Raw genomic sequence first — 15,818 nt, 5'->3', positions numbered from 1 at the left:
CGAACGTGCAACCGACCTTTCGCCTGATCGCCGACGGCAACGACATCACCAAGCTGCTCAGTGCGCGCCTGCTCAGCCTCACGCTGAGCGACAAGACGGGCCAGACGTCCGACACCCTGGAGTTGGTCCTGGATGACCGCGACGGCAAGATCGAGCTGCCCCGGCGCGGCGCGCTGCTCGATGTACTCCTCGGCTACCAGCGCCAGGAGCTGACGCCCATGGGTCGCTACAAGGTCGACACTGTCGCCTGCTCGGGGCCGCCCAGGAAACTGACCCTCAGCGGCCGCGCCAGCGACATGCGTGGCGAGGCCAAGAGCGGCCGCTGCGCCGCCTGGGAGGACGTGAGCCTGGCGTACATCGTCAGCGAACTGGCTGCGCGCAACGGCTGGGGCGCGCATTGCCCGGTACAGGTGTCCATCGCCCGTGCCGAGCAGTTGATCGAGTCGGACTACAACTTCATCACCCGCCTGGCCAAGCAGTACGACTGCACCGCCAAGGTTGCCGACGGCCAGCTGCTGGTCCTGCCCCGCGAGTCCGGGCAAAGCGCCAGCGGCCAGCCGATCGAACCCTTGGTGCTGATGCCGATGGATGTCAGCAGCTATTCCATCCGCTTCGACGACCGCAGCGTCTACAAGGCGGTGCGCACCCTCTATCCGGACCTGGCCAGCGGGGGTACGCGCCAATTCGAGCTGAAGAACCCCAAGGTGCCCGAGGACGTCACGGCCATCTACACCGAGCGCCATCCCTACGCCGATCGCGCCGCTGCCGTACAGGCCGCGAAATCCCGCCTCGCGGCGCTGAATCGCGCCAGCGCCAGCGTGCAGTTGCAGATGCCCGGACGCGCCGACCTGTTCGCCGAGCGCAAGCTGCGGCTCAGCGCCTTCAAGAACGGCTTGGACGGCGACTACCTCTGCGAGTCGGTGGAGCACCAGTTCGACGGCGGCGGCTGGCGCACCAGCGTCACCTGCAACGGCGGCGCCGATGGCAAGGCGCTGGCGGGCGCGACCCGGCCGAAACAGGCGAGCGGCCAATGAGGGAGGCGAACGCATGAGCATTACCGCGGAGCAACTGCTTCAACTCTTCCCCAAGGCGACGCCACTGCTGCCCTGGCTGCTGCCGGCAATGCAGGCAAGGGGAGTGGACACGGCGATCCGCCAGGCCGCCTTCCTCGCCCAGGTCGGCCGCGAAAGCGCCGGCCTGACGCGCTGGGTGGAAAGCCTCGCCTATAGCGCCCAGGGCCTGGCCGACACCTGGCCGCGGCGTTTTCGCAACGCCGCCGGCAAGCCGACGGCCCTGGCCAATCAACTGGCGTATCAGCCGCCAGCCATCGCCAACCAGGTGTACGCCGGGCGCAACGGCAACGGCGACGAAGCCTCCGGCGACGGCTGGCGTTACCGCGGTCGCGGCCTGCTGCAGGTCACCGGCCGGGCCAACTACCGGCGCGTCGGCGATGGCCTGGGCCAGCCGTTCGAGGCCGCGCCGCAACTGCTCGCGGAGCCGCGCTGGGCCTGCGAGTCGGCGGCCTGGTGGTGGTCCGCTGCCGGGCTCAATGAGCTGGCTGACGGCGGGCGTTTCGAGGACATCACCCGGCGCATCAATGGCGGCCTGACCGGCCAGGCGGAGCGCCTGAAGTTGTGGAAAAGAGCGCAAGAGCTGCTGGCGATCCCGCCGGCACCAGCGCGTTAGGCAACGAATCTTCCGCTGCGCAATCCGCGATCACGAACCGGCCACCGAAGGGTGACGCCGGCGGCCGTGCTCGCCCGTGGCGCAGCCCTTCACTCGAGGAGTCAACCGATATGCAACCGGCCCTGATGCCGTTGAACCTGATCCGTGGGGCGACCTACCGCGACACCCGGCGCTTCATGCAGCCTCGTCGTGAGTACCGCGACATCTCAGCCATCGCCCCGAGCGCGCCCCTGCGCCTCACCGTGCCGGGGCACCAATTGCTCGGCGACTGGCTGGTCTGGGTCGCCGGGGTTTCCGGATTCCCGGACCTCAATCGCGTACCCGGTCGCCAGCTCGCCCACCGTGCCGAGGTGATCGACGCGGACACGCTGGAGATCAACAGCCTGAGCGGCATTGGCCTCTCGCCAGCCGGCGGGCAGCTGATCTACCAGCCGCCGGTGGACCTCAGCGGCGCCACGGCGCGCCTGGTGATCCGCGAGCGCGAGGACGGCGGCAACGAGCTGCTCAGCCTCGCTACGGGCCACGGCATCAGTGCCGGCGCGCCAGGAACCCTGTTGGTGGAACTGGATGCCGAGGACACCACGGCATTCAGCTGGACCGCGGGCTGGTACCACCTGGACGTCACCTTCCCGGATGGCTCGGTGTCGCGGTTCTTCCGCGGGCCGGTAACGGTCGAACAGTGAGGTGAGCATGAGCGACGTGGAGCAGATCGAGCCCTGGGCGGTGGCCGTCGAAGGCAACGCGCCCGCGCTCGTGCTCGAGCAGATCAATGAGTACGCGGTGACGGTTGCTGCTGGCGCAGAAGCGCTCGTGGTGACTGTGGGTGAGCAGGGGCCACCTGGGCCGAAAGGCATTCCCGGGCCTGCCGGCGGAAGTGCGCTGCAGAAGGTCGCGGCGGTTGCGCTGAGTGGCCACCGTCTCGTCTTCTCGACCGATGGCGCCGCTGTCACGTACGCCGATTGCGGCCAGTTGGCCAATCGCGGCAACACGCTAGGCATGACGCTGGGGGCGGCAGAAGCCGGTGATCCGGTGGATATCCAGCGCTCCGGCGAGGTGCTGTTCGAGGGCTGGTCGTGGAACGACGGGCCGGTATTTCTCGGGCACGACGGCCAACTCACCCAATCCCTGCCGCAGGACGCGGCATTTTCCCTGGTCGTCGGCTTCGCCATGAATGCGACGACTGTTTTTCTCGACATGGGCGTGGCGATCACGCTGGAGGCTTAAAAGATGGCTGGTGACAAATTCCTGATGAACAACAACGGCAACCTGCAAGAGGTCGCTGCCACCCAGATCTCCGCCGGCGCCGCGAACGCCGGGGACATCCCGGCGCTGGATGCCAGCGGCCGGCTCGACACCTCGATGATGCCGGTCGGCCTGGGCGCCGATACCGCAGTGGTCACCGCAAGCGAAGCGCTGGCCGCTGGCGACTACGTCAACATCTGGTCGAACGCATCGGCCTTTGCAGTGCGCAAGGCCGATGCCTCGGGCGGCGTCGCCAAGCAGGCGCATGGCTTCGTTCTGGCCGCCGTGACTTCTGGCACGGCCGCGACCGTGTACTTCGAGGGCACCAATACTCAAGTCAGCGGGATGACACCGGGTGACGTCTGGCTGAGCGCCGCCACTCCCGGCAAGGGCGTGGCTACTCCGCCTACGGCGACAGGCAACATTCAACAGAAAGTCGGTGTTGCGGTGGCGGCCACTTCGGTGAACGTCGAGCTCGGTCAACCCATCATCCTGGCGTAACGACATGGCCCAGCGCAGACCCCTCTACAGCAACGGCGGCACGCCCGCCGAACTGCCAAGCGGTGACACCCTCGCTGGCGCCGAGCCGCCCATCACCGCGGGCACGACGGCTCAGTTCTGGCAGGGCGACAAGACCTGGCAGGACCTTGCGACAGCAGTGCGCACAGTGGTGTTGACAGGACTGAGCACTGCCGTGAGCACGGCTGTCGCGGCTACTGACAGCGTGCTGGTGGCGCTGGGCAAATTGCAGGCCCAGCTGAACGGGAAGGCGGCGTCAGGCAGCAACGCCGACATCACCAACCTGAACGCCCTTGCAACAGCGAGCTGGGGAACTGGTGGCCGCATCTACGGTGACTTCATCAACGCGACGCACTCCTCGCGAACGCTGTTGCAGAGCTCGGCTGCGAACAGCAACACCGTAGTCGGCACTATTCCAACCGGAACTGCTTCGGCTTCCGGGCTCAACGCCTATAGCTCGTCCAATCCGGATAGTTCCACGATTGGCCAGTTCCAGCAGGTCGGGGCCGAGACTCGTATTTCCAATACGGTCGTAGGCACTGGAACGCCAGGTGATATCGGGTTCTATCTCAACGGAGCCCTGCGTGCTGCGGTCTCTACGGATGGTACGTTCAAGGCGATCAGCACCAACTCGACATACGCGGGCTACCTGCGTATGCAGAATTCGTCGGCGTCTCAGCGACGGGCCTTTCGGGTGAACAGCGGCAATGGGCTGGAGGTACTGAACCAAGCCGAATCGGCAATAACTCATACCTTTGGCGATACGGGAAACATCAGCTGTTCAGGTGCGCTTCAATGCACAACCGGGACATCCGGGCAGATCAGCATCTACCGCACTGTGGACGCCAGCAACAACAAGTTTGCCAGCTTTACGGACTCGCAAATTGGTGTCGGAATCGTGTTGTTGGGTGCAGCCTCCGGAGGTCAGGTTTTTTCCCCGTCTGGTGACAACACTACCCCATGCGGTTGGGTATACGGGCGATGGAGCTCAGTGTGGTCGGTTACCGGAGCAATCCAAACGTCGGATGCCCGAGAAAAGACCCCCGTACGTCCGCTGAACGAAACTGAGCTGTCAGTCGCGAAGGTCCTTGCCAAGGACATCGGCATCTTTCAGTGGCTCGAATCAATCGAAGAGAAGGGCATCGATGGGGCGCGCCTGTTCTGCGGTCAAACTGTGCAATGGGTGATCGAAAAGTTCACTGAAGCCGGTCTCGATTGGCACCGTTACTCGTTCATCTGCCAGGACGTGTTTGAAGGTATGCCTGAGTTGCTGGATCCGGATGGCAATGTGGCTCGACCTGCTATCCCGGCTAGTGACCGCTACTCCCTTCGCTACGACGGTCTGTCGATGTTCATCATGCGTGGTCTGTTTGAAAACCAGCGTCTGATCGATGAGCGCGTTACTGCTCTTGAGGCACGAGCCCATTAGCTCTTACCTATGCGGATAGGCCAAATGAGCAGCCCGCCCTACTGATTCGAGCAATTGTTGTCCCAATGCCGTGTAGCCAGAGGAGGGGAGATATGGACTGGCAATCCGTGCTGAAAACACTGGCCCCCTGGATCGGCACCGCCCTCGGCGGCCCACTCGGCGGCCTCGCAGTCGACGCAGCAGCGAGCGCAATGGGGCTTTCCGACCGGACTGTGGATGCCGTGAAGCATGCCCTTTCCGGTGCAACCCCCGATCAGCTTCTGGCTGTGAAACAGGCCGACCAGGCCTTCGCGTTGCAGATGCAGGCCCTCGGTTTCAAGCAGGTGAGCGACCTGGAGGCACTGGCCGCTGGCGACCGCAAGGACGCCAGGGCCATGCAGATCGCCCAGCGCTCCTGGGTGCCTGCCGCGCTGTCGATCATCGTGACCTTCGGTTATTTCGCCATCCTGGCCGGCATGATGCTGGGTGTTCTGCATGTCGCCGATTCGCAGGCACTGCTGCTGATGCTGGGCAGCCTCTCCACCGCCTGGGGTGTGGTCATGGCCTTCTGGTTCGGGACGACTTCGGACAGCGCGCGGAAGACCGAGCTGCTGGCGAGTTCCTTACCCGCCAAATGACGAACCTTATCCATATAGAAGTGCAAGGCCCACCGCCACCGGGTACGTCCAGGGCGGTGGGCCTTTTTTACGTTCTGTGCGGTGAGCCTTTGCAACCGCCTGGAGCCCGGAGACGGCGTGATGTTGCGCCTGGCATGCCCGGTGGGCTACTGTTCCGCCCAGAGCTAGACGAGACAGCTACAGTGATCCACCTCCGCAGCATCATCACCTCCCTCCTCAAGGCATTCGCCCGCTGGCGCTGGCGCGCCTGATTCCTTCTTTCCCGGCTTTGCGCCGGTCCTTTTCCCGCGTCTCCACCGTCCCCTGGCATAATGCCGGACTGCACCAGCTACCCTCTGGTCCTTACCGGGCACGCCGATGGCGCGAATCGAAAGCAGTGCAATCACGAGGTTCGAGCAGACATGCTGCTGATGATCGATAAGCAGCATGGCCTTCCGCATTCTTCCGCATTTCTCCCTGACTTGCCCTGGATTGCCCGTACTGCCGGGGGTTATCCGTCCGCATCCTTCCGCGTCGTTGCGCTGACATCCTGAAAAATTGCGGGTATCGTTGTGGGTATCAATCAGCCGATACCCGCATACCCGCATGCCTCTCACCGACGTGAAGATCCGCCAGGCTAGGGCTGGCGATACCCCCATCAAGCTGTCCGACAGTGGCGGCCTTTACCTGGAGGTGAAGCCGGGCGGCTCGAAGCTATGGCGGTATCGCTACCGCATTGGCGGTAAAGAGAACGTCTACGCCATCGGCGTCTACCCCGCCGTAACCCTGGCCGATGCTCGCGCCGAGCGTGATACGGCGCGCGCCCACGTGAAGGCCGGGCGCCATCCTTCCCATGTGCGGCAGACCGAGAAGGCACGGCAGCTCGCTGAGAACCGGAATACCTTCAAGTCGGTTGCGGAAGAGTGGATCGAACAGCGGCTGTCGAAGCGAACGGAGAAGTACCGCGACCAGATCCGGCGTGCCTTCGATGGCAACGTATACCAGGCAATTGGCCGCCTTCCTATGCGCGAGATCACTGCCGCCCAGATACTGGACATCATGCGTCGCATGGATGGCCGCGGAGCTTCGGCGTACGCGCTGCAGGTGCGGCAGTGGATCAGTGCCGTCTTCTGCTACGGCGTGGTGACCCTTCGGGCGGATGCAGATCCTGCGGCTGCAGTGAAGGGAGCCGTGGAGCGCGGTGAGATCAATCACAGTCAGCCGATGTCGCGAGAGCAGTTGGGCGCCTACCTTATGGCCGTTGACCGATACAAGGGATTTCGCGGCACCGTGATCGCGTTACGACTGCTGCCCATGTTGTTCACGCGTACCGTCGAGTTACGTGAGGCGCGTTGGTCTGAGTTCGACCTGGATGAGGCCATATGGACCGTTCCGGCTGAGCGCATGAAAATGCGGCGGATTCACCTGGTGCCATTGTCTACCCAGGCGGTAGCTCTGCTGAGGTCGCTGAGAGAGATAACCGGAGGCGATCTGTTGTTCCCTGGGCTGAAGGATCCGGCGCGGCCTATTAGCCCGACCACCCTGAACAGGGCGATGGAGTACATGGGGCTGAAGGGGTGGCACTGCCACGACTTCCGTGCAACCGCCAATACGCACCTGGACGAGATGAGGCGATTTCGTCCCCGAGTTATCGACGTGCAGCTGGCGCACAAGGAAAAGGACAAGACTCGTGCCGCGTACAACCATGCGGTCTACCTGGAAGAGCGCCGGGAGATGATGCAGGTTTGGGCGGATTGGATTGAGCAATGCCGAGAGTTTTCTAATTAAATTTGTAAATTGGTTTGCTATTCAAGGAGGAGTTTTTGTTGAGCTCGAATCATCTTCGTCTGAATTTAGAGCAGCTTGCGGCTGCTGTGGCATGCGTTGCGGCGATGGCTTTCTTTTATGGATATAGTTATTTATATATCTATTATGCCCGCTTTGGGGTTGCATGGTATGTTGAGCAACTTTCGGTGTCGTCCATGGCCATATTTGGGGCGCGCGATATTGTTATTTTGGTGATATTTTCGGCTACATTGTATTTCCTTTCTAAAATGCATCTGTTTATTGATAAGTTATTGCTTATACTCTTTGGCGTCGGTATTGCTAGTGCTGTTGCTCTCGATACTCTAGTGAACAAGGGTTTGGAGTCTAACTTGTCACTCACGCTTAAACTCTCAAGTGTCTGTATTTGGTGGATGTTTGGTGTTTGTACGATTGGGGTTGTAGTATTTGCAAAACGGGTTGTCGCTGGAATTGACACTGGATCAATTTTTATTGGGTTTGGTACGCTTGTTTTGATTTTGTTATATCTTCCGCAGATGACGGCGAGAATTAATGCTGACTCCATTATTTCGGGTGGTGAATCTTATTTGCCGCTAGTTGTTTCCGGGGATAACAAGGACTGGTATCTTGTTGGAATAAGCTCTGGTCAGGCGGTGCTTGTTAAATTCAAGGAGCCTGCGTCCAATAGGGGGTTTCGGCTGAAGATTGCTCAGATCAATGATCTTGAGTTGAAGACGAAGACAATGCCAAGATTTGTGAGTGCGATAGACTTTGAAAGTAAGCCTTTGCTAAATTCTGCCCACTAGGCTGGCCTTCCTAATTTTCTGCTATATCAGCTTTGGATTTAACCAGTGGTTCGAATTTTTAAGTGCACCGATGCGGCTGGGGACGTTCTTGATTGCGCGCTTCAGGACGGAGTCGCAGGAATCAGCGGTGGTCGACTGAGTGTGCGTCTTCTGCTCAGACAAGTGCACGATATGGCGGAGGCAGCTGGGCACGACCATGTTATCGCCTTGAGCACCTACAACAATCCAAGCACCGAGTTGGCCTATATCTACGACAACGACTCTTATGACTCGGCGTCGGCAAAGGCAACGGTCATAGCGGCGTATGACCTTGCCCTTGCCAGCGAGGGCGGCTACTAGGCCGCCTCAGGTTTCCGCGTCGCTTTCTGGCGCTCAATCCAGGCCTGCACTTCCAGCTGCGACCATCGGGAGGCGAACCCCAGCTTGATGGGCTCGGGGAAGGTGCCGGCCGTGATCATGTCGTAGATCGCGCTCTTCCCGAAGCCTGCCTGACGGCAGACCTCGGGGAGCTTGATCAGGGTGTCGATGTTGGGCTGATTTTGCTGGCTCACAGGTGGCACCCCCATTCCCAGTACATGAACGCCGGAACCACCGGCACGATGATGCAGAGGCCGATCACGGCGAAGACCAGGGCGATGGCGCCGCCGGTGTAGAGCAGGGCTTTAAGCATCACTCGCCTCCTTGCGCTGCAGCTTTGCGCGGTCCAGGCGTTCGATCTCGGCCAGCAGCAGCGCGGCGGCCTTCACGAGCGCTCGGCGCACCAGGTTGGGTTTCCACCATTTGATGTGGAAAGGCCACATGAACGGGGCAACCTGGTCGTATTCGCAGGAGCCAAGGGACTTTGGATTCAGCTCGTCGGAGGCGAACAGGGCGTATGCGCTTGCCGCTGCTGCAAGATCGCCGGCGGGATGCTCGTCGTCATGCTGCAGGGTCCAGCCCTCAGCCTCGACCTGCCGGCGGCGTTCTGCAAGCACGTCGAGCCATGCCTGAGCCATTGTTTGGGTGGTGGTGGTCATGCTGCCTCCATATACGCGCCTACGAACTGCGTCGCTGCTTCAGCGTTGAGGGCGTTCCCATAGGCGCGCAGTCGTCCCACTCGTGCGGTAGCCCCATCAACCAACGGGAATGTGCCGGGTTCAACTGGCCGCCACTTTCCATCCCGGCAGAGGAGCCAGTCAGCATCTCGCCAGAGGCCGTTAACCGGGCCGGCTGCGGGTTGCCCCGAAGCATCGAGACCGTCTCGCTCAAGCCCATACAGCCCGCACGAGGTGAGACGCTGCCCTGCTTGATCGCATCCGTTGCCGTTGGCGTCGGCCAGCCCGCGAGTACTGCCTGCCTCCCCAACTGGTCCGCTCGCTGTCCAAATACGGTGTTCAGGCCCTCGACTCTGGGTTTCACCTCTCCGGTGCCCCGCCAGTCGCGGGACATAGGCGTCGTCCAGCCGGCCAGCTTCGAGCAGCCTGCGAGAGTTTCGAGTCCGCGAAGCGTTTCCGGCTGATCCTTGGCGTTTGCTGTTGGTGTTGGCCACCCAGTAGGCCCGGTCGCGGATATGCGGAGCACCGACGCCCGCAGACGGGAACGCGACAGCCCCGAAGGCATAACCCATCGCTTCCAGGTCAGCCTGTACAAGGTCGAGCCAAGGCTCTGCATCCTTGCTTGCAACCTGTTCACCAAGCAGCTCTCCAGGGCGGCGCTCGCGGATGAGCCAGGCGAACGCTGGCCAGAGGTGGCGAGGGTCATCAAACCCAGCTCCTTCGCCTGCCGAGGAGAAAGGTTGGCAAGGACAGGAACCGGTCCAAACAGGTCGACTATCTGGCCAGCCGGCGCGGCGAAGGGCATAGGACCAGACGCCAACGCCTGCGAAGAAGTGGCACTGGGTATAAGGGCGGAGGTCATCGGGGTGTACGTCCTCGATCGAGCGTTCGTCGACGTCGCCTGGCGCGATATGGCCGGCTGCGATCAGATTGCGGAGGTGTTGGGCCGCATAGGCCTCATTCTCGTTGTAATAGGCGGCCTTCATGCTTCACCCCCGGCTACCTGGTGCGCGGCCTGCCGCAGGTGCTTATACCCCTCGACAGGCTGCGCGTGCGGCGCAGTGGGGGAGCGAAGCGATGCAGCATCTTTTGCGCCTCGGCGCACGCATGCGGAGGGGTATGTGACCCCTGCGTGGGCTTGATGCTGGGGATGGATGATGCCTGCTGCTGCGCAGCAGAGGCTTTTTATGGCGCCACCCTCGAGCATCGAGGGGCGGCCCGCGAGACTCAGTGTCAGCAGGACGCGCTGTGCCAGGCCGCCGCCGCGCTTTCGCGCGGCCGGGGCTTGGGTGCTCAGGGTGGCGGCTGCCAGGGCGCCGCCCTGGTCTTGTGCCGCTACGCGGCGAGCCGGGATGCGCGGGGTCATGCGGCGGCCCTCCGGTGGGTGGTGGCCAGCAGATCCTGCAGGCGCGTGAAGTAGTGCTGGGACGACTCTTCGGCGCTCCAGGGCCGGATGCGGGCTTGCATCGGCTGGGTGCCGGCGAGGCAGATCCAGGCGTCGCCGTGGGCTGGCATCACGTCGCGGCGCTCGGTTGCCAGGGCGATCAGGTCGGCGTCGTGCACGCTGGGTGGCAGCTCAGGGTCGAGGTCGAATCGAGCGCAGATGGCGTGCCAGATCCGCAGCTCGATTTGGCGGTACTCCGGCAGCACCTGCTTGAGCGGGCTGACCAGATCGCCGACGTAAGCCTCGGTCGCGTCATGCAGCAGCGCGGCCAGCTGGTGCTCGACGGGCACCAGGTCCGCGACGATGTAGCAGTGCTGGGCGACGCTGTAGTGGGTCAGGGTGTGGCCGTTGAAGCGGCACTGCCGGCCAAGGCTGTGGGCGATGTCGGCGGGCTCGATCATGTGGGCGGCCGGTTCGAGCAGGTCGAAGCGGCGGCCGGTGCGGGTGAGAATCCAGCTCATGCCGAGGCCTCCAGGGTTGCCTGGTGGTTCTGCTCGATATCGGCGGCCTGCTGCATACCGAGGCGGATGATGTCGCGCACGTGGGCATTTCCTGCGGGGCGGGTGCAGACCATGAAGCGCAGCTCGGCGCACTCGTGGTCTGCATGGACCGTCGCTTCCAGGTCCAGCCATTCGATCAGCAGGGTGTCAGGGTGATCCTGAGGTTCAGTACCGGCACGCTCGGCCAGAGCGGCGGCGTATTCGGCCTGAACTCGTGCGGCGCCTGCGTGGTCGTTGGCGCGCAAGCCTGCCCAGGTGTCGGCCGCCAGGTTCAACTTCGAGGCGATGGCCTGCAGGACGGCGCGGTCCTCCGGCGTCAGCGTGGTAGCGGCGGCCAGGCGGTGTTGCAGGCCGCGCACGACCTCGGCGTGGTCGTCGGCCTCGATCTCGATGTTGGTGCGCAGGGCCTTCAGCTCGCGGTTACGGCAGTCGAGCAGGCGCTGGGCCTCGTCGCGCTGGGCGATCTTCGTCGCGATCAGCGGGCGCCAGTAGTTGGTGGCAGTGGTGCGACCTTCGCTGTATCCGGTTTCTTTGCCGGCTCGGTGGCCGGACCAGTAGGCGATGCCGGCAACGATGGCGATAAACGCCAGGATGATCGCCGTGGCGATGATCTGCGTGGTGGTGAATTCCATGGTGGTTCTCCTCATGGTTCCGCTGGCTGGTGGTGGCAGCTGCTGCGGTTGTCAGGTGGTTGTCCGTTACTCGTCTTGCTTATTCAGGCGTCGCTCCAGATCCGCGTCGGCCTGGCTTGAGCACTGCTCGATGTGCGCGGCCAGCTGGTGGATCTCGACGAAGCGTTGGGCCTTGGTGCTGCCGTCCAGGGTGGTGACTGGGATGGGCAGTCGTTCGGTGCCGATGACGCGCTCGAAGCGCTCGCTGTTGAGGTTGCGGAAGTAGCGTGCGCGGAGGTCTTCCAGGGGGATCAGTACCGTGCCGAAGGTGCGGAACAGTAGTTCCACAGTTGCCTGCCGGGCTTGGACTGGAAGGCGCAGCTGTTGCTGGTCGGGTGGGCTCATGCATTCTCCTTATGTCGATGGCGGGGGAGGTGTCGAAGCGGGCTGCGATTGGCTTCGCGCGGCGGCTTCAGCTTCGAGGCGGGGGCCAGGCCGTGGGCGGCAATGGCTTCGCGCAGCCTGGCCAGTACGCCGGCCGCCGAACAGCCGAAGCCGGTGAAGCGGGTGTCGCCGGCCTCGATGGAGGCGAACAGCTCCACGCCGGCAAGGCCGGGGCCGATGCGCAGGTTGGTGCGGTAGGTGAAGCCGTCGCCGAGCTGGTTGGCGAGGAGGGCGGTGGCGCTGGCCAGCTGCATCTGCTCCAGCTGCAGGTCCGTCAGGCCTTCCGGCTTCAGGCCGGCGGCGACGGTGGCGAGGGTCAGGTGGCCCTTGATCACTTCGGCGGTGCGCTGGTCTTCGGGCATGCGCAGGAGCGAGATCAGGGTGTCGTCGAGTAGCTTGATGTCCTTCATAGGTCAGCCTGCTTTGTTGCGTTGTGGGTGGTCCCAGGCAATCACCAGCTGGGTGCGGATCAGGTCCTGCCACTCTTCCGGGCATTCCGCGAGGGCGGCGCGGCGCTCCTCCAGCGTCTTCAGCTGGATGATGGCGGCGACGTATTCCCTCGGACGGCGTGGGTAGAGCGCCACGCCGTCGATCACCAGGAAGGGCTTATGCAACATCGCGGCGATCTGGCGTTGGTGGAGGCAGGTCGCGCTGGATGCCCAGCTTCTCCTCCAGCCAGCGCAGCCCCGCCTGGCGTACACGAGTGCTGCGGCTGTACTGCATGCCGAGCTTGTCGTGCATCCAGCTGCCCTCGTGGATGCTCAGGTAAAGGCGGTCGCGCACCGGGTGGGTGGGCAGGTTCTGGTCGTTCAGCAGCCCTTTGTCGCGCATGAGGGCGATCAGCTTCGGGCGGGTCGTCTTCAGCTGCTTGGCGGTTTCCTGCAGGGTCAGGTCCTTCATGGCTCACCTCACGCCGCTGCCGGGGCTGGGTCGCCAGCCTCGGGGTAGCGCTTCGCTTTCGCAAAGGCAGCGCCGGTGTAGGGCGGCTGGGCGTAGAGCATTTCCGTGGATCGCTGGCTGCGCGCGTTCGAGGCCAGATCCCAAAGAGCGCTGTAGGCCGTGTCGTCAATGGCGTCCGATAGGTAGGCAAGCGTGATTGCGCCTTGTGCGCGGTTGGCGGCGCTGTCGCGGCAGTAGTCGGAGGTCGCCTCCCGTGCGGCCAGGCATTCCCGCTTCACCATGTATGCCAGGACGTTCTTGACGGCCTGTTTCGTGACCGGTTTGCGTTTCATGGCGCACCTCACGCGACTTTCTTCGGGGTGGCGAGCAGCACCAGGTGCTCGATGGACTGCAGCAGGCGCTTGGTTACCTCCTGATGGTCGCCGCGTGCGGTCCAGCAAGCCGTGCGCGGTTTGCGCTCGCCGATGCTGGTGATCACGGTGATCCCTTCGCAGGTGTAGGTGCGATGCACGGCCACATGAATTGGGTTCTCCAAGCCGACATCGAGTTGGAGGTGGCCGCCCTTGCGGGTCAGCAGGGCGATGGCGGTCTGCTGGGCGGTGTCCAGGGCCGACTCGGGCTCGGACTGAACCAGCTGCAGGCGCGGCGGGGTGGGCTCTGCTGAGTCAACGCGCCCGTTGGCGATGGCTTCGACGAAGTCGGCGAGGGTCTGCGAGTTTCCGGCGGCGCCGGTGGTCAGCGTGATGCTGTGCTTCTCGCCGCCCATGGTGATGGTCACCGCGGTTTCGGCTACGGCGCGCTCCACCTTCATCTTCAGCTGGATCTGGTGGCGGCTATAGGCCGAGCGGCAGGTGTGATTGAAGGTGCCGCTGAAGTTCAGTTGCTCGGCCATGAGGGCGAGCGATTGGTCGGAGAGGGTGAATGCCTGGCTCATGCCGATGCCTCCAGGGAAAGGCCGCGTTGCTGCAGCACGTAGACGTAAGGGCGGATTGCGCCTTTCTCTGCGCTGCTGATGCGCACGCGGCGGTAACCGAGCAACTGCAGGCACTGGCCGGCGGCGGTCTGGACGGCCTTGGTATGTTCCAGGCCAAGGGCCTCGATCAGTTGCTGGCTGGTGAAGCCCTGTGGCCAGTCGTGGGAGGCCAGGTGCTCGCGGATCTGCTGCTGCAGGTCGTACTGGCGGCGCGTAGCGGTGGGGAGGTCGGCGCCGTCCAGCCAGCTACTCGCGCCCAGCTCGGCCACCAGGTCGACGCCGGTAGCGCGCAGGGCCGCCTGGTTTGCGCGAGTGGCGGCCAGGCGGCGGCCCATGCCCATGGCGCGCGCGGAGGTGAACAGGGCACGGAAGGCGCGGCCTGCGCTGACGATCTGGTCGGCCTCGACGTGGGCGGCAAGCGGTGCTTCCTGGGCTGGTGCCTCCGACTGGGCTTCCGGCATAACGTAGGCGCCGTGCTTGCGAATTGCGGGCAGCACCTCGTGCGTCACCCAGCGCTTGAAGCGCTTGGCTTCCTCCTTGCGGCTTTTAAAGATCAGGGAGTAGAGGCCGGACTCGCTGACGATCTGCACCTGCTGATCACCGCCAGGGGTGCGCACAATGTGCGCCCCCTTCTCGTCGTCATCGAGCATGCGGAGATAGTCGCGGGAGCGACCGTCGAGCTGAAGGGCTTCGCACGCGTCGGAAGCGACGAACCACGGCTCGCCCTGGACCATCACGATGCGGACCTGAGTGCCTTCAAAGGCGTACTGGATGGGGAGAGTCATGCCGCGTCACCTCCGAATGGGGTGGAGGGTGCGGCCTTAGTGCTGGTCAGGCGCGGCTTGCTAGGGATATAGCGGACGCCCATGGCCAGGGCGGCGCGACGGAGTTCAAAGACCCGGGTAGGAGTGCACGACGGGAGTGCGTGCAGGGTGCTGGTATGCATGATTGCCTCGCTCTGTGGTGGAGAGTCGAGGCAAATAAACCATTTGTATAAAGCTCGGTCAATACAAAATGTTTATCTGACCAGGCTTAGCTGTCCTTTTCGACGAACTGTTGACCACCAGAAAACCCAGCCAAGGATCTTGATGGACTTCTGTTGGATCTCTTCGCGCGTGTACTCCTCGTCCGGGTGCTCTTCCGAGTTGTAGCTGCGCAGCCGGATGCCGCCGCCGGGCAAGCGATAGACGAACTTCACGCGGAGCATGCCGTCGTGGTCGAGGGCATAGATCTCGCTATCGATGATATTGGTGCTGCTTCGATCTATGCCGATGGTGGCGCCGGGAATGATCAACGGGGACATGCTCGTCCCGGTCAACGTGGCGCACACCGCGGCGGATGGATCTACCCCGGCAGCCCTCAGCGTTGCGTAGGAGAAGCGCAGCTTTCGGCCGGGCACTTCTTGCACTGCTGTCCGGCCGTCCCCGGCTGCTAGCTCTACTTCCTTGTACAACGGCAGTTCAACCTCGTCTTCGTCAAGAGGGGTGGAGTCATCCCACGGGTGGAGAGGCTCCAGAATTATGCCGGGAGAGTTCCCTTCGCCATGCCGCATCACGGCCAGGACGTCCTCCTTGCGGAGGCGATCCTCATAGACGACTTCGGCCTCGTCTGGCGCTGGAGGTGTGCCGTCATACAGCCACCGCGCATTGACGTTGAGCTCATCGGCAGCTTGGAAAAGGAATTCCTTGGGGATGCCGCGCTTGAACCAGTTGTTCAGGCGCTGAGGATCAATCCCTAGGGCTGAAGAGAATGTGGTGTAGGGGATGCTGCGGTCGTCGAGGACGTCGCGCAGTCTTTTTCCTGAGTTTTCCATAAACGAGAAGTTTACAGGCGTAGACAGGACGTTTAA

The 15,818-nt window shown here is 63.1% G+C and carries 23 protein-coding genes; 9 read left to right on the top strand and 14 right to left on the bottom strand.

The genetic code is table 11. The annotated features are described in order from the left end of the window. Positions 1 to 5 precede the first annotated feature (5 nt). The 9 genes from ACA097_RS09745 to ACA097_RS09705 all read left to right on the top strand — a co-directional run bounded on the left by ACA097_RS09745 (position 6) and on the right by ACA097_RS09705 (position 8,063). Positions 6 to 1,034, top strand: coding sequence for a phage late control D family protein (locus ACA097_RS09745; RefSeq protein WP_371369996.1), 1,029 nt, complete (start codon positions 6 to 8; stop codon positions 1,032 to 1,034). A gap of 13 nt (positions 1,035 to 1,047) precedes the next feature. Then, on the top strand, positions 1,048 to 1,686 hold the full coding sequence (locus ACA097_RS09740) for a glycoside hydrolase family 19 protein (RefSeq protein WP_371369995.1): 639 nt from the start codon (positions 1,048 to 1,050) through the stop codon (positions 1,684 to 1,686). A 110-nt stretch (positions 1,687 to 1,796) separates the two neighbouring features. Then, positions 1,797 to 2,369 carry a hypothetical protein gene (locus ACA097_RS09735; RefSeq protein ID WP_371369994.1) on the top strand — a complete coding sequence of 191 codons (573 nt, stop codon included), beginning with the start codon at positions 1,797 to 1,799 and terminating at the stop codon, positions 2,367 to 2,369. 7 nt (positions 2,370 to 2,376) lie between these two features. Next, positions 2,377 to 2,910 (top strand): hypothetical protein, encoded by a 534-nt coding sequence (locus tag ACA097_RS09730; protein WP_371369993.1) that lies wholly within the window; start codon positions 2,377 to 2,379, stop codon positions 2,908 to 2,910. A gap of 3 nt (positions 2,911 to 2,913) precedes the next feature. After that, positions 2,914 to 3,429 (top strand): hypothetical protein, encoded by a 516-nt coding sequence (locus ACA097_RS09725; RefSeq protein ID WP_371369992.1) that lies wholly within the window; start codon positions 2,914 to 2,916, stop codon positions 3,427 to 3,429. A gap of 4 nt (positions 3,430 to 3,433) precedes the next feature. Then, complete coding sequence (locus ACA097_RS09720; RefSeq protein ID WP_371369991.1) at positions 3,434 to 4,876, top strand: tail fiber domain-containing protein; 1,443 nt, start codon at positions 3,434 to 3,436, stop codon at positions 4,874 to 4,876. Between the two features lie 92 nt (positions 4,877 to 4,968). Next, a complete protein-coding gene (locus ACA097_RS09715; protein ID WP_371369990.1) occupies positions 4,969 to 5,493 on the top strand; it encodes a hypothetical protein in 525 nt (174 codons plus the stop codon). A 585-nt stretch (positions 5,494 to 6,078) separates the two neighbouring features. Then, entirely contained in the window at positions 6,079 to 7,260 is a 1,182-nt protein-coding gene (locus tag ACA097_RS09710) for a tyrosine-type recombinase/integrase (protein WP_371369989.1), read from the top strand. A 38-nt stretch (positions 7,261 to 7,298) separates the two neighbouring features. After that, entirely contained in the window at positions 7,299 to 8,063 is a 765-nt protein-coding gene (locus ACA097_RS09705; RefSeq protein ID WP_371369988.1) for a hypothetical protein, read from the top strand. A gap of 335 nt (positions 8,064 to 8,398) precedes the next feature. Here the strand turns inward: ACA097_RS09705 and ACA097_RS09700 are convergent, their stop codons facing one another. From ACA097_RS09700 to ACA097_RS09635, 14 genes are all read right to left on the bottom strand, one after another. Further along, complete coding sequence (locus ACA097_RS09700; protein WP_371369987.1) at positions 8,399 to 8,614, bottom strand: helix-turn-helix transcriptional regulator; 216 nt, start codon at positions 8,612 to 8,614, stop codon at positions 8,399 to 8,401. After that, positions 8,611 to 8,733 (bottom strand): hypothetical protein, encoded by a 123-nt coding sequence (locus tag ACA097_RS09695; protein ID WP_371369986.1) that lies wholly within the window; start codon positions 8,731 to 8,733, stop codon positions 8,611 to 8,613. Before ACA097_RS09695 ends, ACA097_RS09700 begins: the two co-directional genes overlap by 4 nt. Further along, positions 8,726 to 9,079: a hypothetical protein gene (locus ACA097_RS09690; RefSeq protein WP_371369985.1), complete on the bottom strand. Its 354-nt coding sequence runs from the start codon at positions 9,077 to 9,079 to the stop codon at positions 8,726 to 8,728. Before ACA097_RS09690 ends, ACA097_RS09695 begins: the two co-directional genes overlap by 8 nt. Continuing rightward, a complete protein-coding gene (locus ACA097_RS09685) occupies positions 9,076 to 10,083 on the bottom strand; it encodes a DNA cytosine methyltransferase (protein WP_371369984.1) in 1,008 nt (335 codons plus the stop codon). The genes ACA097_RS09690 and ACA097_RS09685 overlap by 4 nt, the downstream gene beginning before the upstream one ends. A 376-nt stretch (positions 10,084 to 10,459) precedes the next feature. Then, positions 10,460 to 11,002, bottom strand: a complete 543-nt coding sequence (locus ACA097_RS09680; protein ID WP_371369983.1) for a phosphohydrolase — start codon at positions 11,000 to 11,002, stop codon at positions 10,460 to 10,462. Beyond that, positions 10,999 to 11,673 (bottom strand): hypothetical protein, encoded by a 675-nt coding sequence (locus ACA097_RS09675; RefSeq protein ID WP_371369982.1) that lies wholly within the window; start codon positions 11,671 to 11,673, stop codon positions 10,999 to 11,001. The genes ACA097_RS09680 and ACA097_RS09675 overlap by 4 nt, the downstream gene beginning before the upstream one ends. A 66-nt stretch (positions 11,674 to 11,739) precedes the next feature. After that, positions 11,740 to 12,057 (bottom strand): pyocin activator PrtN family protein, encoded by a 318-nt coding sequence (locus ACA097_RS09670; protein ID WP_371369981.1) that lies wholly within the window; start codon positions 12,055 to 12,057, stop codon positions 11,740 to 11,742. Next, the gene (locus ACA097_RS09665) at positions 12,054 to 12,506 is read right to left on the bottom strand and encodes a hypothetical protein (protein ID WP_371369980.1); all 453 of its coding nucleotides are present in this window, start codon (positions 12,504 to 12,506) and stop codon (positions 12,054 to 12,056) included. Before ACA097_RS09665 ends, ACA097_RS09670 begins: the two co-directional genes overlap by 4 nt. Positions 12,507 to 12,509: 3 nt before the next feature. After that, positions 12,510 to 12,713 (bottom strand): hypothetical protein, encoded by a 204-nt coding sequence (locus ACA097_RS09660; RefSeq protein WP_371369979.1) that lies wholly within the window; start codon positions 12,711 to 12,713, stop codon positions 12,510 to 12,512. Continuing rightward, positions 12,703 to 12,996 carry a phage antirepressor KilAC domain-containing protein gene (locus ACA097_RS09655; RefSeq protein WP_371369978.1) on the bottom strand — a complete coding sequence of 98 codons (294 nt, stop codon included), beginning with the start codon at positions 12,994 to 12,996 and terminating at the stop codon, positions 12,703 to 12,705. Before ACA097_RS09655 ends, ACA097_RS09660 begins: the two co-directional genes overlap by 11 nt. 8 nt (positions 12,997 to 13,004) lie before the next feature. Next, on the bottom strand, positions 13,005 to 13,328 hold the full coding sequence (locus tag ACA097_RS09650; protein WP_371369977.1) for a hypothetical protein: 324 nt from the start codon (positions 13,326 to 13,328) through the stop codon (positions 13,005 to 13,007). 8 nt (positions 13,329 to 13,336) lie between these two features. Further along, a complete protein-coding gene (locus ACA097_RS09645) occupies positions 13,337 to 13,930 on the bottom strand; it encodes a hypothetical protein (RefSeq protein WP_371369976.1) in 594 nt (197 codons plus the stop codon). Continuing rightward, positions 13,927 to 14,754, bottom strand: coding sequence for a Bro-N domain-containing protein (locus ACA097_RS09640; RefSeq protein ID WP_371369975.1), 828 nt, complete (start codon positions 14,752 to 14,754; stop codon positions 13,927 to 13,929). The genes ACA097_RS09645 and ACA097_RS09640 overlap by 4 nt, the downstream gene beginning before the upstream one ends. Before the next feature lie 233 nt (positions 14,755 to 14,987). Further along, on the bottom strand, positions 14,988 to 15,782 hold the full coding sequence (locus ACA097_RS09635; RefSeq protein ID WP_371369974.1) for a S24 family peptidase: 795 nt from the start codon (positions 15,780 to 15,782) through the stop codon (positions 14,988 to 14,990). Positions 15,783 to 15,818 lie beyond the last annotated feature (36 nt).

The sequence above is a fragment of the Pseudomonas sp. QL9 genome, assembly GCF_041409665.1.
GTDB classification, from domain to species: domain Bacteria; phylum Pseudomonadota; class Gammaproteobacteria; order Pseudomonadales; family Pseudomonadaceae; genus Pseudomonas; species Pseudomonas knackmussii.
Note: the sequence above shows the minus strand (reverse complement) of the source record. Positions and strands in the feature narration are given on the sequence as shown.

Excerpts from the sequence above, each read along its gene's own strand:
- ACA097_RS09740 (WP_371369995.1), top strand. The coding sequence starts at position 1,048 with ATGAGCATTACCGCGGAGCAACTGCTTCAACTCTTCCCCAAGGCGACG.
- ACA097_RS09735 (WP_371369994.1), top strand. The coding sequence starts at position 1,797 with ATGCAACCGGCCCTGATGCCGTTGAACCTGATCCGTGGGGCGACCTAC.
- ACA097_RS09730 (WP_371369993.1), top strand. The coding sequence starts at position 2,377 with ATGAGCGACGTGGAGCAGATCGAGCCCTGGGCGGTGGCCGTCGAAGGC.
- ACA097_RS09725 (WP_371369992.1), top strand. The coding sequence starts at position 2,914 with ATGGCTGGTGACAAATTCCTGATGAACAACAACGGCAACCTGCAAGAG.
- ACA097_RS09720 (WP_371369991.1), top strand. The coding sequence starts at position 3,434 with ATGGCCCAGCGCAGACCCCTCTACAGCAACGGCGGCACGCCCGCCGAA.
- ACA097_RS09715 (WP_371369990.1), top strand. The coding sequence starts at position 4,969 with ATGGACTGGCAATCCGTGCTGAAAACACTGGCCCCCTGGATCGGCACC.
- ACA097_RS09710 (WP_371369989.1), top strand. The coding sequence starts at position 6,079 with ATGCCTCTCACCGACGTGAAGATCCGCCAGGCTAGGGCTGGCGATACC.
- ACA097_RS09695 (WP_371369986.1), bottom strand. The coding sequence starts at position 8,733 with ATGCTTAAAGCCCTGCTCTACACCGGCGGCGCCATCGCCCTGGTCTTC.
- ACA097_RS09690 (WP_371369985.1), bottom strand. The coding sequence starts at position 9,079 with ATGACCACCACCACCCAAACAATGGCTCAGGCATGGCTCGACGTGCTT.
- ACA097_RS09685 (WP_371369984.1), bottom strand. The coding sequence starts at position 10,083 with ATGAAGGCCGCCTATTACAACGAGAATGAGGCCTATGCGGCCCAACAC.
- ACA097_RS09680 (WP_371369983.1), bottom strand. The coding sequence starts at position 11,002 with ATGAGCTGGATTCTCACCCGCACCGGCCGCCGCTTCGACCTGCTCGAA.
- ACA097_RS09675 (WP_371369982.1), bottom strand. The coding sequence starts at position 11,673 with ATGGAATTCACCACCACGCAGATCATCGCCACGGCGATCATCCTGGCG.
- ACA097_RS09670 (WP_371369981.1), bottom strand. The coding sequence starts at position 12,057 with ATGAGCCCACCCGACCAGCAACAGCTGCGCCTTCCAGTCCAAGCCCGG.
- ACA097_RS09665 (WP_371369980.1), bottom strand. The coding sequence starts at position 12,506 with ATGAAGGACATCAAGCTACTCGACGACACCCTGATCTCGCTCCTGCGC.
- ACA097_RS09660 (WP_371369979.1), bottom strand. The coding sequence starts at position 12,713 with ATGTTGCATAAGCCCTTCCTGGTGATCGACGGCGTGGCGCTCTACCCA.
- ACA097_RS09655 (WP_371369978.1), bottom strand. The coding sequence starts at position 12,996 with ATGAAGGACCTGACCCTGCAGGAAACCGCCAAGCAGCTGAAGACGACC.
- ACA097_RS09650 (WP_371369977.1), bottom strand. The coding sequence starts at position 13,328 with ATGAAACGCAAACCGGTCACGAAACAGGCCGTCAAGAACGTCCTGGCA.
- ACA097_RS09645 (WP_371369976.1), bottom strand. The coding sequence starts at position 13,930 with ATGAGCCAGGCATTCACCCTCTCCGACCAATCGCTCGCCCTCATGGCC.
- ACA097_RS09640 (WP_371369975.1), bottom strand. The coding sequence starts at position 14,754 with ATGACTCTCCCCATCCAGTACGCCTTTGAAGGCACTCAGGTCCGCATC.
- ACA097_RS09635 (WP_371369974.1), bottom strand. The coding sequence starts at position 15,782 with ATGGAAAACTCAGGAAAAAGACTGCGCGACGTCCTCGACGACCGCAGC.